This window comes from Pontibaca salina, assembly GCF_016307205.1.
Classification (GTDB): domain Bacteria; phylum Pseudomonadota; class Alphaproteobacteria; order Rhodobacterales; family Rhodobacteraceae; genus Pontibaca; species Pontibaca salina.
The window spans coordinates 1-16,551 of the sequence record NZ_JAEIJD010000015.1 but is presented as its reverse complement, the minus strand read 5'-3'; the positions used below and the strand labels follow the sequence as shown (position 1 = coordinate 16,551).

The window sequence follows — 16,551 nt, the reverse complement described above, 5'->3', positions numbered from 1 at the left end:
TTTGCGGTTGTGATACCGTTTACAGCTATGTTCTGTCAGTCATTTTTGTGATTTCCAAATCATATCTATCACCGCCTATAGCAAAGATTTTGCAGCGCGACAATCTGGCTCAGAAGAGGGCGTTAATCAGGTTGATAATTCTTGGGGCTGTGTCTAGTTTTTGCTGTAAAAGACGCGCGAATTCATCGGCAAAGCTTAGTGCATGGCCGGTGGTGGCGCTGGAGGTCGCTGCCGATCATCGGCGAAAATTCGGGTTGCGAAACTGGCAAGCAAGCACAGCAATGACGAATGCAGTCTCGGCTACAGTGGGGGCATAGTAGTTTCCGGCGCTTTCGCGTTGAGGCTGCGATTTTTTGCCTAACCCGCGTTGCGAGACACTCGGTGCCGGGTTATTTGGTGGGCGCGTGGGCCGCCAGAGAGAACCCATCCACTTGCGCACAGTTCCATTAAAATGCGCTATTGGCGTGATTGGGTTTGGTTAGGAGCGACCTCTATTCGCGGCACCACGCAAATTAAGCTACCATTATGCTGGAATAAAATCAAACTAGGCACCGGCCTGAGAGTCTGGCGCTTTAGATTGACCCGGTTTTGAGCGAACCGGGGAAGAGTCCCGATTCGCCGGATATTCAGGCAGCGCTTCAAGATCTCGAGCGCGTTGCGTTTAAGTGGCGTCAATTATGCGATTGAACGCAACATGCCCTCGTCAACTTTTATCATCCTTTTGCAGCCTCACGGGCGGCAGCGATCCAGCTGTCATAAGTATTTCGGTTGGTCTCAATCCACTGATCAACGTGACGGTCGATATCTTTAATCGAGTCCTCCCCCTCACGCATCTTGTAGTTTTCTGCTGACACGTCATCGATATCAATCTCGGCAAGCTCGAAGAGCTTGGCGGCGGCCGGATTTGCGTCCAAGAACTCTTTATTGGCGAGAATGCGCAGTTCATTCACCGAAAAGCCCAGATTTTTTCCGTCATAAATCGTGTTGTCTGCGCGGTCATCGGGCAAGGATGTATAGGGAACCTCAAGCCATTCGACATTTTTCCCAGGCACCAAAACCCCAGAGACCCAATAGGGCGTCCAAGTGTAATATATGACTGGCTTGCCATCCTGGTGGTTGGCAATTGTATCCGCGATAACTGCGTTATAGGCGCCTTGGTTATGGGTCACGGTGTCGCGCAAACCATATTCGGTCAAGTGATGCTCGATCACTCGCTCACAGCCCCAGCCCGGCGGGCAGCCAGCCAGATCTGCAGAACCGTCGCCATTGGTGTCAAATCGTGCCGCTATTTCAGGATCGGCGAGAGCGCCAATATTGGTAATGCCTGCGTCATATGAGGCTTTGTCTACCAGATACCCCTGCACTGCTCCCTTGATGAGGTGTCCAGCCCGGCTCATGGCGGCTTCGCCGCCCGATTCCTCAAAAAAAGGATCGTGCAGCGGATCGTAATGAACGGTGGTAAAATCGCCGTCTCCGGCCCCGATTGCCAAATGGATCGTTTGGTATTCAACGGACTGGGGCTCGGCTATCTCATAGCCCAGCTCTTGCAGTGCGCGATAGATGATCTGGTTTTGGAACCGCTCTTCCAGCACCGTCCCCTCAATGGGGCGTGCCGTGACGTTTTCTCCGGGCTTTTCGCTGGCACCAGCCACCCCGGCAAGTGTAATATACGCGGATGCCGCTCCGGCGATACCCAATCTGAACATTCTCATTTATTTCTCCCTGTTGTTATGCGGTAAGTCCGGCTTAACCTTCTGACGATGCACTGGATATTTGGACTGTATCGCCGCCGGATGCCGCTTCTGTGGCGGCAGCCGAGGGACGGCGCAGGAAAGTGATCGCCCAGAGCAACAAGCCGATCGGCCCGCCCTGCCACCAATGGCGATATCCGCGTTCACGCCCGGTTTGAGTTACGCCCTGAGTGATGCGGTCAAGAACAATGGCCAGCAGGACAATGCCAAGACCGCCAACAATAGCCTTGCCCGCATCCAGACGCCCCATCGCACGCAGAACCTCGTTACCCAGCCCCTTGACCGCAATCATTGACGCGATGACCACCATCGAGAGGGCGAGCATGATGGTTTGGTTGACCCCGGCCATGATGGTGGGGGTGGCCAAAGGGAGCTCGACCTTGAACATGATCTGCAACGGATTGGCCCCAAAGGCGCGGGCGGCCTCGACCACATTGCTGTCGACCTGCCGGATACCCAAAGAAGTCAGGCGAATGAGCGGTGGCAGGGCGAAGACGATGGTCACGATCACGCCCGAAACATTGCCGATTCCTACCAGCATCACCACTGGCACCAGATAAACGAAAGCCGGAATGGTTTGCATAGTGTCCAGGATGGGGCGGATTATAGTGTGAAAACGATCGGACTTGGCCGCGAGGATCCCGATAGGCAAGCCGATCACTATGCAAATCAGGACCGAACTGAGCACGATCGCCAATGTCGTCATCGCAAGGGGCCAGATCGTTGGATCAAGCAGTCCCAGCGCGATCAGCGAGACCCCGACGATGACAGCCACACGCTGCCCGCATAGCTGCCAGGCCAGGAGGACAAAGAATGCAATTGTAATAACCGGAGGGATCGCCTGTAAGACACCTTCAAAACCCATGATAGTGTCGTTGATGACCCGTTTGAGCGGCTGGATTGCACTGCGATTGGCAATCGCCCAGCCCTTGATGCCGTCCGCCCAGCTGGCGATGCCCAGATCAAGACTCGTAAAGGGGTTCAGGATGTTGAACGTTGTTTCTTCAGACATTCGCATAGGCCCCTTCGTCCTCGCGCGAGCGGCCCTGAATACCGCGTATGAGCGCTTTTTTCGTAACCACGCCGATCACCTTGCCGTCGGTTTCCACGGCCAGTGGCAAATCGGTGTCGATGGAGAGATCAGCAAGTCGGTTGAGCAGATCACCCGGGGCTGCGCGCAGCCAGCCATTCGCGTCAAACGGGCCGGTGCGGGCCTCGAAGGATTCGATCGGCTCCATGATGCGGGCTGCGGTTACAAGATGTAATTTCGAAATCCCTGCAACAAAATCCGAAACATAGCTGTCAGCAGGCTCTGTGACGATTTGCTCGGGTGTCCCGATTTGGATGATTTCGCCATCCTTCATCACGGCAATACGGTCGCCGATACGGATCGCCTCATCAAGATCATGCGTGATGAAGAGCGTGGTTTTATTCATCTGTGCCGCCAGCGCCATGAACAGCGTTTGAAGCTGCTTGCGGATCAGTGGATCAAGCGCCGAAAAAGGCTCATCCATCAACAGGATATGCGGATCAGCGGCGATCGCTCGCGCCAGCCCCACACGTTGCTGCATGCCCCCCGATAGTTGGTCCGGATAGTGATTTTTCCAACCACCCAGATCAACAGTTGCAATCGCTTGCTCAGCGATCTCGAAACGCTCGGCGCGGGTCATGCCGCGGACTTCGAGCGCAAAAGCGACATTCTCCAGAACAGTGCGATGCGGCATCAGGGCCATATTCTGGAACACCATGCCGATTTTCAAAGACCGCATCGTTCGCAAGGCCCGGTTATCCAGATCGCCGATGCTCACACCTTCAATCAGGACATCACCTGCAGTTGGCTCGATCAGCCGGTTAACATGCCGGATCAGCGTGGACTTGCCCGAGCCCGACAACCCCATAATGCAGAATATTTCGCCTTTGCGGACGGAGAAGGACGCATCCCGCACACCCAGAACGCAGCCAAACTGTTCGAGAACCTCTTCCTTGCCCAGCCCGTCCTGCTGGATGGCCTTCATTGCGGCATCTGCCTGCTCTCCAAAAACCTTCCAGAGCGAGCGGCATTCGATCACCGGATCGTTGCTAGCGGTCATTTGCGGGCCACCGAACAGATCGCGGAAGACAGAACGATATGCCAATATGGCGGATGTGCAGGCCTCCGGATATCACCGCCGGCCGCCTTGGCCGGGCTACATTCAAACAGGTGAAGCATCATACCTATCTATTCTCCAATCACATGTGGCTCCGTGCGACGGCGAGCTACGATATTCGCGATAGGTCGCCCTTATTCTAAATATACGTCAATAATTGCACATGACTTTACTTAAAGCGAAGGAAATTTACAGGAACATCGATTTTTATTCGATTTCAAGCCCACTCCGCCAGCGGGGGCGAATTATTGTAATAACTTGCGGATATTAGCGTCGAGTGCGGCGGTGAAGCCGGCGTCGTTGCCCGGATTGGCCGCACAATGCCCCCAGGGAGAGTCGTAAGGGCAGAGCTCGGCATCCGGCATATAGCGGGCCTCGATTTCATTGTCCGCGGGTGGAAAATAAAGGTCCTGAACGCTCGGCATCAGGATCGTGCGGGCCCGTATCGACCCCAGTGCTTTGTGGAAATCCCCCTGATAAAGCGGTCCGGCACTTATGTCGCCCGCCTGCCAGGTGGCCAGTTTCGCAAGCAGATTGTTGGCGTCCCAATGCTCGACATGGTCGGCTTCCCAATCTTGCAAAAGTGCCTCTGGCGTATCAAAGCCGAGCTGTTGGAAAAGCCCTTCGCGGTAGAATGTTTGTGAAAAAGCCCATCCTGCATAGACCCGGCCGAAGGCCTTAAGCCCAGCCACCGGTGGTGTGGCGTAATCTCCACCATTCCAGGCGCTATCCGCGCAAAGCGCGGCCTTGACCCCTTCGAGAAAGACAAAATTATGCGGCGAGGTTTTCGCGGAGGCGCAGAATGGCAGGATTGCCTGGACCATATCGGGGTATTGCGCGGCCCATTGATAGGCCTGACATCCCGCCATCGACCAGCCCGCAACGAGCGCGATACGCTCTATCCCGAGATGGTCATGCAGCAACCGGTACTGGCAGGCGATATTGTCCCACATCTGCACCAGCGGAAAGCGCGGTCCGTCCTGTGGCGACGGTGTATTGCTGGGCGACGAAGACAGGCCGTTGCCAAAAAGATTGGGGCAAATGATGAAATGGCGCGCCGGATCGATTGCCCGACCGCTGCCAAAAAAACCCTCGTTTCGTGCATGGGTGCCGGTGTAGAAGGTCGGCAAAACAACAACATTGTCGCGCGTTTCTGACAATTCACCATAGGTTTTATAAGCCAATTTCGCGTCGCGCAAAACCTCCCCTGAAAGCAACGGGACATCGCCCAAGGCAAAGGTTTTATACTCATCGGTCATGGTTGCCATTTCAGCAGAGGTCTCCTTCAAAACAGGGCGCGCCGCATCGCGATCATCCGTCTTATTTCGTTTGCTAAAAACCGCCGCGTTTCTGAATTTCACTGAGCGGCACCAGCCTGGATTGGTGCCCGAAAGCAGGGCTGCGGGTGTCACGTACTACCAGATCACAAATTCTTGGCCTGTGAGCGGGATCACAGGCCAAGAGGTTCGACTCAGTAGAGGCGGATATATTCCTGCACTTCCCAATCGGTGACGGCCTGATGGTACCGTTCCCACTCGTCATTCTTGTAGGTGATGTAGGAGTTGTGCATGACCGGGCCCAGCACGTGCTTGGCCAGTTCGTCCTCTCGCAACGCATTGGTCGCGAGCATCAGGTTTCTCGGCAGGCGGCGGATACCGGCCTCTTTGAACTCTTCTTCGGTCATCGAATAGAGATCACGATCCGTGGGTTCGCCGGGATCAATCTTGTTGGAGATACCATGAACAGAGGCGGTCAGGGTCATCGCCAGAGCAAGGTAGATATTCATGGTCATGTCCGCCGCGCGGTTCTCAAGGCTGTACCGGTTTTGCGGCAAGCGGAACTGAGCCGAGCGATTATTATAACCATAGGTTATATTGGTCGGGGCCCAAGTCACGGTTCCGCCCTCGAAACCGCCCACCCGCGGCACCAGCCCGTTATAGGAGTTAACAATCGGACAGGTCAGCGCAGTTAGGGCCTCGGCATGTTGCATGAGACCACCTACGGCGAAACGTGCCGTATCGGACCACTTGTCCCCATCCTTGAAAGCGTTCTCGCCGGGGGCGTCTTTGTGCTGCAATGACAGGTTGATATGTGCCCCCGAACGCCAATCCCCGACAGTGGGCTTTGGCATGAAGGTTACGAACATGCCGTGCGACTTGGCAATTTCCTTGAGCAGGAGACGCAAGAAGACGAAGCGGTCGGCCATTTCTAGAAGATCTGTATAAGTGAAATCCAGCTCAAACTGGGAGTAAGCGCCCTCGGCCACCACATCGTGCAGATTCCACCCCATCCCTTCCAGAATATCGATCAATTCCTTCAGGAACGGCATGGAATCCATGGAATACTCCACGTCATAGCCGAATGCCTGGCGCCGTGGGCGCAGGCCCTCCCGCGGGTCATCATCAAACGCCTTGACCGGCTCACCGTTCTCATCGTGCTTCATGACGATGAATTCCGGCTCGATCCCGGCATAGCCCACATAGCCCTTCTGCTGCGCTTCATGAATGGCGCGCTTCAGTGCCTGACGGGGGCAAACATTATAGGGAGCGCCCTCCCAGAAGAGATCTGCAAAGATGATTGCGATCGTATTGTCCCAAGGACAAATATAGACTGCGTCCAGATCGGGGACCATGACCTGATCGGAATCGGCCGGAGTCAGCTCGGGGACAAACGAGACCGAGTGAACGGCAAATTGCGGCCCCTTGCCCAGACAGAGATCCTCGAAGTCACTCATCGGGACCGGCTTGGTCTTGGGGATGCCGTGCAGGTCGATCCAGCTCGACATGACATATTTCACGCCGGCCGCTTCCAGCCTTGCCCGCACCTCATCGATCCGGGGGCGATTGCGCTCGATCGCTTCATCAAAACACTCATAATAAACCTTCTTGTCGAAGGCCGTGTTTGCTTCTACCCTATCTTTCACTTTTCTATCCTTCAGTTTTGATACAATCGTGATGCCGGTCATTCGTGTAGGGCGAATGGCCGGTTTTCACGTCTCTTTGGGCGTTGCCCAAATCCGCTTCAGTAGAAACTGGTTCTTGAAGTTCCTTAATCCCGGCATCACCTCGATCGCAGCCAGATCTTCAGCACTGTGAAACTCTGCCTCTAGGAACTCTAGAAGATGCTCTTGCTGGTCGCAGACGACTTCGACCACCAGATCGAAACGACCGGCCACCCACAATATGTAGACAACGAAGGCTTCTTTCTCGAGCCGGGCCGCGACTTGTTGCGGGGTGTGCCCCTGCGCGACCTTCAGCCCCAGCATCACGCTGGTCTGGTATTCGGTCGCCGCCGGATCGGCGATTGCAACAATGCGCAATACGCCCGCCTCTTTCATTCGGCCGACGCGATTTCTGATGGTGCCTTCGGAGACATTCAGCTCGTGCGCGATTTCTGAAAACGCCTTGCGGCCATCCACCTCCAGCAATTTGACAATGGCGTAATCTAGGTCATCGCCAGTTGGACGGCGCCCATCCCGTGCAGTGTCCAGGCTTGCCTCGGTCTGCCGCTCTCTGCGCCACGCCATCCTCTCGCCCCCCAAACAAGCTTTCCAGCTCTAAACGAATTTCATAGAAACTATGGACGCGATATTGCGTAAGTCAACATTTATTTTCGTATATATGCGAATACAGCAAGGGGCTTCCCGGTTAAGTGCGTTATTCGTACCGCCACTTTGGAGTCGCGGCCAAGAGGGGTTTGGCAGCGATCCAAGTATGGCCGTAAATGGACGCTGAAAATGGCTTGACCAAGACGGATACTCTAGGTGGGTAAAATTCCATCGCAGCCACTCAAGTTAAGTCAGGAAGCATCCTTGCGCCGCTCGCCCTTGCCCCGGCGCGTCGCGCGGCTCAGCTCCAGTTTCTTTTGAGGAGGAATTGGTTCTTAAAGTTCTTCAAGCGCGTCATCACCTCGACATCCACAATATCGGATTTGCCGTAAATATGCGTCTCCAGCAGCTTCACCAGCGCGCCCTCTCCGTCACTCAGAACCTCAACCAACATGTCGTAGCGGCCGCTCACCCAAGCGATATAGACGACCTCGTCGATACCCTCCAAACGCTCTGCCACCTGTTTGGGCTGACAGTTCGCAGCCACCCTCAAGCCCAACATCGCCTCTGTCTGATATTCTGACACCTTGGGGTCGGTTAAGGCAGCTATATGCAATGTTCCGCTTGCCTTCATGCTGTTCACACGGTTGCGGATCGTCCCCTCGGAAACGTCGAGCGCCTGCGCCATTTCCGAAAATGCCATGCGCCCATCCTCACGCAACATGCTGATAATACGACGATTCAGCTTGTCTCCAAGCAGTGCCTTGCCGCTGTTGCGCTGCGGTGCCGCAGCTTTCTCAAGTTTACTCATTCTTTCTGTCCTTGCGTCGTAATTTCGCAACCATATCGCTCATATGATGGTGATTACGAAGATTTATACACCTAAATTGCGCTTACATCAGGATAAACATGTTGACTTGCGGATTAAGCTATCCATAGTTCAAAGCCATCAGATCGTCGCCCGGCTCTGGGCGCATAAGGGGATAGTACCGATGGAAATCGCTCAAACCAAATCGTTATCCGAGATGTTCGTGGGAAACTTCCGGGGATATTCACAGACCGAGACGGCAGGCATTGATGAGGAGCTGGCGCGCGTCGGCCCCGGCACCCCCGCCGGAGAATATCTGCGCCGCTTTTGGCACCCTGTTTACCTGACAGCCGAGTTGGGAGAGCTGCCCAAAGCCATCAAAATCCTGGGCGAAGAACTTGTCGTCTTCCGCTATGCAGGGGGCCAGAAGTTCGGTCTGGTTCACAAATACTGTCCGCACCGTCGGGCCTCGCTGGAATACGGCAAATGTGAAGATAACGGCATTCGCTGCTGCTATCATGGCTGGCTCTTTGCGCCAGACGGGGAAATTCTGGAAACTCCCGCAGAAAACTCGAACGCCGCAGATATGGTGCGCGAAAAAACCCGGCTGGGTGCCTACCCGGTGATCGAATTCAACGGTCTGATTTTCGCCTATATGGGACCTCCGGAGAAGCAGCCGGAGTTTCCATTCTACGATGCTTTTGCAATCCCCGATATGGTGACCACACCCTATCAGGCACCTTACACCTGTAACTGGATCCAGGTCATGGATGCGATCCTCGATCCGGTTCACACAAGCTTCCTACATGGCCAGAACAGTCGCCCGCAGTTCTCCGAAGGCATGTCCGAACTTGGCGAGCTGAAGTTCTATGAGCGCAACGAAAACCATTTCCTGGGATCTTCGACACGCCGTATCGGCGATAATATCTGGACCCGGGTCAATGAGCTGATCTTGCCAAACTTCACTCAGGCTGGTTCAGCCTTTGCCGCCGATGGAACCGAGCAGCGTTATTTTGGACGTTCCTGCTTCACGCGCTGGGTGGTACCGGTGGATGATGAAAACTCGATTGTCTACGCGTGGGCCAATTTTGGCGAGCGTGGAGATCCACTTGAGTACAATACCAAAGAAGGCTGTGAGTTGATCGAGCAGGGTGAGATTCTGGACCGCTCGCCCGAGGAGAAACAGCGCTATCCGGCCGATTCCGAGGCGGTCGAAGGTATGGGGCCGATTTCGACCCACAAGGGCGAACATCTCATGCCGACAGATCGCGGCATATCGCTCTATCGTCGCCGCGCGCGCAAACAGGTTCGGGATCTGGTCAGTGAGGGGATCGAGCCACCGCAGCCGGTTCACCCCCAAGGCCTGTCGGTGCGGACCTACGGGCAGGATACGGTCCTCAGGATGCCGCCCCTGGAAGGACAGGATGATCGGGAATACCTGATCCGGACCGGTGAAAAAATCTTGGAAGCTCAGTTTTCTGCCGAGGCGCTGGACGATGCTGCGCGTGACGCAGAAATTGTCGAGAAGCTGAAAGAAATCGAAGCCGAAGGGGTCCGCTGATGGTCATGAAAGTTCATGTGAAAAACAACCGGTGGGCGCCGGGATCGTTTCCCAACACGCCCGAAGGCGAAGAGGTTTTCACGATAACGCAAGAGCGCTTCGACACGGCTTTAGCAAAGTTCTCCGACATGGCCGACCAGCTGAGTGTAAAAGTCGACTGGGACACCGACAATTTCGAAAGCTCGATGCAGGATGCGGAGGTTCTGTTGACCTGGGATCTTCCGGTCGACAACCTTGCCGAAATCGCGCCAAAGCTGAGATGGATCCACTGCATCGGCGCCGGTGTTGAGCATATGCTGCCCATGACCTGGCTGCCGGAAGGGGTAACGCTGACCAACAACAAAGGGGTGCATGCGGCCAAAGCAGGTGAGTTTGGCATGATGGCCGTGCTCATGCTGCATTCTCATATTCCCGCCATCATGACCAACCAAAGGAAACGGGTTTACGATTCGCTTTATGCCTCGCCCATTGCCGGCAAGACGCTGGTGGTCTTGGGCACCGGCAGTCTGGGCGGCGCTGCGGCCCAGAAAGTTCAAAAGCTCGGGGTTCACGTGATCGGCGTGAACCGCAGTGGCCGTGCGGTCGAGGGCTGCGATGAAGTTGTGACCACCGAGCAACTGGACACCGTGCTGCCGCGCGCAGATTATCTGTTCATTGCCACCCCTGACACACCCGAAACCCGCGGATTGATGAATCGACAGCGCCTGGACCTGATGAAACCCGGCGCTGGCATCATCAATATCGGGCGTGAAGCAGTGATGGATTACGATGCGCTCTGCGATAAGCTTGAGGATGGCACAATTGGCGGGGCAATTCTGGACGTGTTCGACCCCGAGCCAGTGCCTGAGGAGTCACGCCTTTGGGAGACCCCCAATCTCATCCTGACGCCGCATGTCTCGGCCGATGACGGAGATGCCTATATCCCGCTTACACTCGATTTGTTCTTCCGCAACATGGAGCTTTTTCTGGCCGGCAAACCGTTGCTCAACCCGATTCAGCCCGATCTTGGTTACTGACCGCTCAACGGTTCGGCGTGAACCAACCCAAAGGAGACAAGCATGAATATCGGCTTCATTGGCCTCGGCGTGATGGGGGCCCCAATGGCGGGGCACCTGTTGGCTGCCGGCCACACGATATGGACCTGCCTCAATAACTCGCCCCTGCCCGATGCCCTGGACGGTAAATCCGTCAAGGTGGTGGCGTCTCCCGCTGAAATTGCGGCCGCGTGCGACACGATCATCATTATGGTGCCCGATACATCGGATGTGGAGCGCGTTTTGCTCGGTGAAAATGGCCTTATCGCGAGGTTGCAAGACGGAGCCTTGGTGATCGACATGAGCTCGATCTGCCCGATTGCCACCGCCGAACTGGCCAGCGCAGTCAACGCCAAAGGCGCTCTTTATCTCGATGCGCCAGTGTCCGGCGGGGAGGTCGGTGCAAAGGCTGCCACATTGACCATTATGGTCGGCGGCCCGGAGGCGGCGTTCGAGCGGGCAATGCCGCTCTTTGCGCTGATGGGTGAGAACATCACCCAGATCGGCAGACATAATGGTGCGGGACAGACGTGCAAGATCGCCAACCAGATAATCGTCGCCCTCAATATCGAAGCGGTCAGCGAGGCACTGGTTTTTGCCTCCCGCGCCGGCTGCGATCCCGCCGTGGTGCGCAAAGCGTTGATGGGCGGCTTTGCGTCTTCTAAAATTCTCGAGGTCCACGGCGAACGGATGATCAACCGCACCTTCGATCCGGGTTTTCGGGTAAGTTTGCACCAGAAAGATCTCAATCTGGCGCTGCAATCGGGACGTGCATTGGGCGTTTCTCTGCCTAATACCGCAACCTGTCAGGAGCTTTTCAACTCCTGCTCTGCCAATGGCGGCAAGGATGATGACCATTCCGGCCTGATCAAGGCGCTGGAACGACTGGCCGGGCACGAGATTGGCGCGACTTAAGTGCTGCACCGCTTTTTTGATGCAGAACGAAGGTAACAACTCACTGGACTAGCGCCTTGTCACATTTCCGATCGCAGCTTCTAAAACAAAAGCAGACCTCATGAAAAAGCAGGGACTGAGCAAGTGAAACATATTGTTGTGGTCGGCGCCGGCCAGGCGGGCAGTTCATTGGTGTTCAAGCTGCGCGCGCTTGGCCATACTGGGAAAATCACCCTGATCGGGGAAGAAGCCGACCTCCCCTATCAGCGGCCACCCCTCTCCAAATCCTATCTGCTGGGAGAAATGGCGCGGGAACGTCTCTATTTACGCCCCCAAGCCAGCTATGATCAAAACAACATCACGCTGTGCCTGGGCCAACGCGTCACGGCGGTTGATCCGACAACTCAGACCGTTCAGCTAAAGCAAACGTCACTGAAATATGACGAACTGGTGTTTACCACTGGATCACGTCCAGCGCGGCTGCCAGCCGCTATGGGCGGCGATCTACGGCGTGTCTATTATGTCCGCACGCTCGCAGATATTGACGCAATGAGCGCCGAGTTTTTGACCGGTCGAAAGGTCTTGATCGTAGGCGGCGGCTATATTGGCCTTGAGGCAGCGGCCGTTGCGGCCCGAAAAGGTCTCAATGTAACCGTGGTGGAAGCAGCAGATCGCATCCTGCAACGTGTCGCCGCCCCGGAAACCTCTGATTTTTTCCGAAGCCTCCACCAGAGTAACGGCGTCGAGGTTCTGGAGGGCACCGGTCTTGCAGAGTTGCAGGGTGACGAACAGGTCACGCAGGCCCTGATGACAGATGGTCAGAAGATTGATGTGGACTTTGTGGTTGTTGGCGTCGGCATCAAGCCAAATAGTGAAATCGCGAGAGAAGCCGGACTGGATGTTAATAACGGAATCTGTACAGACGCGTTTGGAAAAGCCTCCGTCCAAAACGTCTGGGCCGCTGGAGATTGTGCTTCCTTCCCTTATATGGGAACGCGCATTCGCCTGGAAAGCGTGCCCCATGCCATCGAACATGCTGAAACAGTGGCAACTAACATTCTCGGGGGCAATACTGAATATATCGCCAAGCCCTGGTTCTGGTCGGATCAGTATGATGTCAAGTTGCAGATCGCCGGGCTAAACAGCGGCTTCAGCAATGTGGTCAGACGAAACGGAGCCAAGGAAGGGTCTGTTTCTCATTGGTATTTTCTCGCTGATCGCTTGCTTGCCGTTGATGCCATGAATGCACCATCCGATTATATGATCGGCAAGAAACTGATTGAATCGGGTAAATCACCTTGCCCCTCCCAGATCGAAAACCCCAAAATCCTTCTGAAAGATCTTTTGAGAGAAATTGCTTAGAACAGAGCCCCTGATCGGCCACATCAGAATTCAGACCTTCTTGCTGCCTCAGGATAGACGGACGTATTTGATACCGAACTCACCCGATTGCCGCATTCATCCTTTAAAGCCGTAGAGGAAACCCGATGGTAAAAATCACATATATTGAATTTGATGGTAAAAGAAATGTGGTCGACGTGCCCGCCAACTCGACGGTGATGGAAGGCGCACGCGACAACAACATTCGCGGTATAGAAGCTGATTGTGGGGGCGCCTGCGCCTGCTCGACATGTCATATATATGTTGATCCTGATTGGGTGGATAAGCTGCCGAAAAAGGACCCGGTTGAAGAGGAAATGCTGGATTTCGCCCTAGGGTGTGATGCCCTGCGGTCACGGCTCGCCTGTCAAATCCGGATTAAAAAATCGCTTGAGGGACTTATCGTGGAGCTCCCGGAAAAGCAGATCTAATATCAACCTGCACTGATCAGCACTCATGCGTCCATTTGTGCATCCCAATGGATCTGATGTGCGCCAGCTGGCCAATCAGTATATTCCAAGCATCACAGCAATGATTGACGATCTCATCGTAGGATTCGAAGATGCGGTTGGAGAGCCAGTTGTCCCGCATGAGCTTCCAGATATTTGGAAGCGTCAGTTGAACAGCCCGTCAAGCTGAAATCGACGTTCTGTTCAACTGACGCTTACGTTATGGACATCTTCGATGCCATTATCCTTGCCACCGCGACCAGATGATAAACAGGTCCTGCGCCGGCTTTTGACGCAGGTGAATAGGCTGGCCCGGCGGCTTACTGCATGTCAATGACACCCCATCCGCGTTCTTGATCACAGCCGCCGCAGCGAGGGTCTCGGCAAAACCTGACTTGGTGTTGGTTCGCTGATCACCATCCCGGCTTGACCCTCCCTCAGGCCCGGTTTCGCATGACGAATGCCGGGCGCCGAGAGGGAAAGCGATCAGCCGGGATGGCACATCCTACAGGACAAAGAACCAATTCGCGGTAAGCATGACCATTAGACCGCCGGCAATTGCTATATAGGGCAAGATGCCTGCCTTCTTGTTCTTGAGGTCTGCTTGCGTCAACCCGATATCTTGCAGCATATGTTCTGGAAACTTGCCCTTATCTTGGATGTAATGCCGGAAATAGAACACCGGCAATATGAGAAAAGCAGCTATGAAGCCGGCATAAAGGGCATGCGGATGCCATACTTTGGCGCCGGCCCCCATAAGCATTGCGTTGACAAATGACAGAGATGTCCCCGCCACGATCGCTATGGTCGGCGCTTTCCACGGACGGCTGATTTTTCCATTGTCTATTCTATGGATCCAGCCCGAGTTTAGGTTCAGAAAGTTAAAGATGAAATAACAGCAGTTAGATACTGCCATGACGAAAAAGAAGCTGGCCGCATCCGCGGCAGCTATGGTCAAAAGAAACAGATTGAAGACCAGATCGGTCCACATTGCCGCTGTGGGCGCCCCATGCTCGTTTACTCTGGTCAAATATTTGGGGAGCCAGCCGTCAACAGCACCCTGATAAAGCGTGCGCGACGACCCCGCCATTGCTGTCATGATCAGCAGCATGACAGCAAGGATCATGAGCATTATCATCGTGTTCGTGACAACACCAGATCCGCCGACCATCTTTGCCATGGCTTCGGCAACTCCCGAACCGTCACCGATCGGCTCGGCCAGCATACCATCCAACCCAAGGACCCCCTGGAACGTGAAGGGCACCAACGCCGTCACAACCAAACACAGAATACCCGAATAAAGGATGGCCCTTACCGTGTCGCGACCAGGGTTTTTAAACTCGCTTGTGTAGCAGATCGATGTTTCAAACGCGTATGCTGAATAGCCGGCAAGAAACAATCCGCCAAACAATAAGGTCCAGCCGGATACGCTCCAGGCGCCGATCTCTGGCGCATAAGCCTCGGCCAAGGGCGCAAGCGGCGTGTAATTGGACCAGTTTATTTGCCCTGTGACGATGGGGGCAATGCCGACGATCAACATCGGCACAATAACCAGCAGCCCCATATATTTTTGAAATTTTGCAGCACGCAAGATGCCACCATGCTGGATTGCAAACGAAAGCAGGCAAAGAACCACACCGATCCAAAACACGCCGTTAAGGGAAATACTTACCGGACCAAATGACGTTTTATAGAGCGTCCAGGTGCGGATGGCTGGGGTGGCATCGGCCGTTACTGCTGCGATCGCCTGCTCCAGAGAAGCCCCGGAATACAGGCTAAGGTAATTGATCACTTCCGCAGATGATGCGGTGAAAGCCGGAATCGGCGCAAGCGCGTTGAGAATATAGGCGGCTGCAATAGTACAGCCAAGCGAGAGTCCGGGAGTCCAAGCCAGCCAATTGCACCAAACCGATAATGGCGCAACAGGTTTGGCATAACGCAGCCAGGCGATTGACCCATACACCGAGGCACCCCCGGACTTGCTTGGGAAAAGACCGGCGATTTCTGCATATGTAAGAGACTGGATGAGGCCAAAAGTGATCGAAGTCGCGAAGATGATGAAAGTGAGTGTCCCGCCTACTCCGGCGACTCCCCCGATGGTAAACAAAACCAGCGCGGGTACACCACTGGCCAGCCAAAACGCGGCCCGCCAATCAAGCGTTCTATGAAGTTGCAAAGGGGGCGCGGAAAACCGCTCCTCAACTGTCGATGTCATAGAATGCTCCTGCTGTAACAAGTTTATAAAGCTCGGAATCTGCCGCCTCCATGGACGAGCGCATCCGTATTTTAGAACGAGTGTGCTATTTACTTATTTCGCATGTCAAGGAAAACATTGCTACGAATTTCGTATTAGTGCTGGAGTATTTACGAAAAAGCTAGCTACAGCACGTCTGGTCATTTGCGAATATGGAGGCGATTTTTGGGAGCTGTTCGGCCCGGATAGCGGCCTTCAAGCGGCTGAAACTCAGCTAAGTTCACTGCCGAGAGGCCCCCTGCCCCGCGAAAAAGCCGCGGAGATGACAGCCGCGCACTTTGTGAATGCGAATGAGCGCTTCTGTTGCCTCTTTATCGAACTGAGCTTTGCGCACGGAGCCGCGACTCGCGCTAGGATTGGCCCGGAGATCGAAACCTGCCCCCGAGGGCGCAATACCCCTTGGTTTCAAGTCAAATACGTCCAGTAGTGCACCCGCCCAAGCGCCTGTCGCGCCGGACCTCGAAAGATCTACGCCATGAGATTTCAGACGATTGTCGATGCTGCTTGCTGGCTTCCAGTGGCACAGACCCTTTTAGCACACACCCATATAGCGCGCGAGCCGCGGATGTGGCCGTCCTGATCATCTGCCGCGCGCCAGAATGCCCTGACTGCAAGGTTCGGCATGGGGCCCGTGCTAAACGGGTAACTAGCCCTGACGTTGGCGCAACCGTCGCTCCTATCTGATCGCCCAGACCCGCCCATAATATCAACACTGTCAGCAGCGCC

13 protein-coding genes are annotated in these 16,551 nt (G+C 55.0%); 5 read left to right on the top strand and 8 right to left on the bottom strand.

Translation table 11 applies throughout. The features are described 5' to 3' along the window. Positions 1-713: 713 nt before the first annotated feature. The 7 genes from proX to JAO82_RS13260 all read right to left on the bottom strand — a co-directional run bounded on the left by proX (position 714) and on the right by JAO82_RS13260 (position 8,256). Positions 714-1,706, bottom strand: coding sequence for a glycine betaine/L-proline ABC transporter substrate-binding protein ProX (gene proX / locus JAO82_RS13290; RefSeq protein WP_198686914.1), 993 nt, complete (start codon positions 1,704-1,706; stop codon positions 714-716). A gap of 40 nt (positions 1,707-1,746) precedes the next feature. Continuing rightward, entirely contained in the window at positions 1,747-2,763 is a 1,017-nt protein-coding gene (locus JAO82_RS13285) for an ABC transporter permease (protein WP_198686879.1), read from the bottom strand. After that, the gene (locus JAO82_RS13280) at positions 2,756-3,841 is read right to left on the bottom strand and encodes a quaternary amine ABC transporter ATP-binding protein (RefSeq protein ID WP_198686913.1); all 1,086 of its coding nucleotides are present in this window, start codon (positions 3,839-3,841) and stop codon (positions 2,756-2,758) included. The genes JAO82_RS13285 and JAO82_RS13280 overlap by 8 nt, the downstream gene beginning before the upstream one ends. Before the next feature lie 302 nt (positions 3,842-4,143). After that, positions 4,144-5,157 (bottom strand): alpha/beta fold hydrolase, encoded by a 1,014-nt coding sequence (locus tag JAO82_RS13275; RefSeq protein ID WP_198686912.1) that lies wholly within the window; start codon positions 5,155-5,157, stop codon positions 4,144-4,146. A 212-nt stretch (positions 5,158-5,369) separates the two neighbouring features. Further along, positions 5,370-6,821, bottom strand: a complete 1,452-nt coding sequence (locus JAO82_RS13270; protein WP_332872535.1) for a glutamine synthetase family protein — start codon at positions 6,819-6,821, stop codon at positions 5,370-5,372. Between the two features lie 66 nt (positions 6,822-6,887). Continuing rightward, a complete protein-coding gene (locus JAO82_RS13265) occupies positions 6,888-7,424 on the bottom strand; it encodes an Lrp/AsnC family transcriptional regulator (protein ID WP_198686877.1) in 537 nt (178 codons plus the stop codon). A 322-nt stretch (positions 7,425-7,746) separates the two neighbouring features. Further along, positions 7,747-8,256: an Lrp/AsnC family transcriptional regulator gene (locus JAO82_RS13260; RefSeq protein WP_198686876.1), complete on the bottom strand. Its 510-nt coding sequence runs from the start codon at positions 8,254-8,256 to the stop codon at positions 7,747-7,749. Positions 8,257-8,437: 181 nt separating this feature from the next. Here JAO82_RS13260 and JAO82_RS13255 point away from each other — a divergent pair, with 181 nt between their 5' ends. From JAO82_RS13255 to JAO82_RS13235, 5 genes are all read left to right on the top strand, one after another. Continuing rightward, entirely contained in the window at positions 8,438-9,814 is a 1,377-nt protein-coding gene (locus JAO82_RS13255; RefSeq protein WP_198686875.1) for a Rieske 2Fe-2S domain-containing protein, read from the top strand. Continuing rightward, positions 9,814-10,830: a D-2-hydroxyacid dehydrogenase gene (locus tag JAO82_RS13250; RefSeq protein ID WP_198686874.1), complete on the top strand. Its 1,017-nt coding sequence runs from the start codon at positions 9,814-9,816 to the stop codon at positions 10,828-10,830. Before JAO82_RS13255 ends, JAO82_RS13250 begins: the two co-directional genes overlap by 1 nt. A 42-nt stretch (positions 10,831-10,872) precedes the next feature. After that, positions 10,873-11,763: a 2-hydroxy-3-oxopropionate reductase gene (locus JAO82_RS13245; RefSeq protein ID WP_198686873.1), complete on the top strand. Its 891-nt coding sequence runs from the start codon at positions 10,873-10,875 to the stop codon at positions 11,761-11,763. A gap of 123 nt (positions 11,764-11,886) precedes the next feature. Next, positions 11,887-13,104: an NAD(P)/FAD-dependent oxidoreductase gene (locus JAO82_RS13240; protein ID WP_198686872.1), complete on the top strand. Its 1,218-nt coding sequence runs from the start codon at positions 11,887-11,889 to the stop codon at positions 13,102-13,104. A gap of 125 nt (positions 13,105-13,229) precedes the next feature. Further along, positions 13,230-13,553: a 2Fe-2S iron-sulfur cluster-binding protein gene (locus tag JAO82_RS13235; RefSeq protein WP_198686871.1), complete on the top strand. Its 324-nt coding sequence runs from the start codon at positions 13,230-13,232 to the stop codon at positions 13,551-13,553. A 523-nt stretch (positions 13,554-14,076) separates the two neighbouring features. On the opposite strand, the gene JAO82_RS13225 is transcribed toward JAO82_RS13235, so the two are convergent. Continuing rightward, the gene (locus tag JAO82_RS13225; protein ID WP_198686869.1) at positions 14,077-15,786 is read right to left on the bottom strand and encodes an APC family permease; all 1,710 of its coding nucleotides are present in this window, start codon (positions 15,784-15,786) and stop codon (positions 14,077-14,079) included. Between the last annotated feature and the right edge of the window lie 765 nt (positions 15,787-16,551).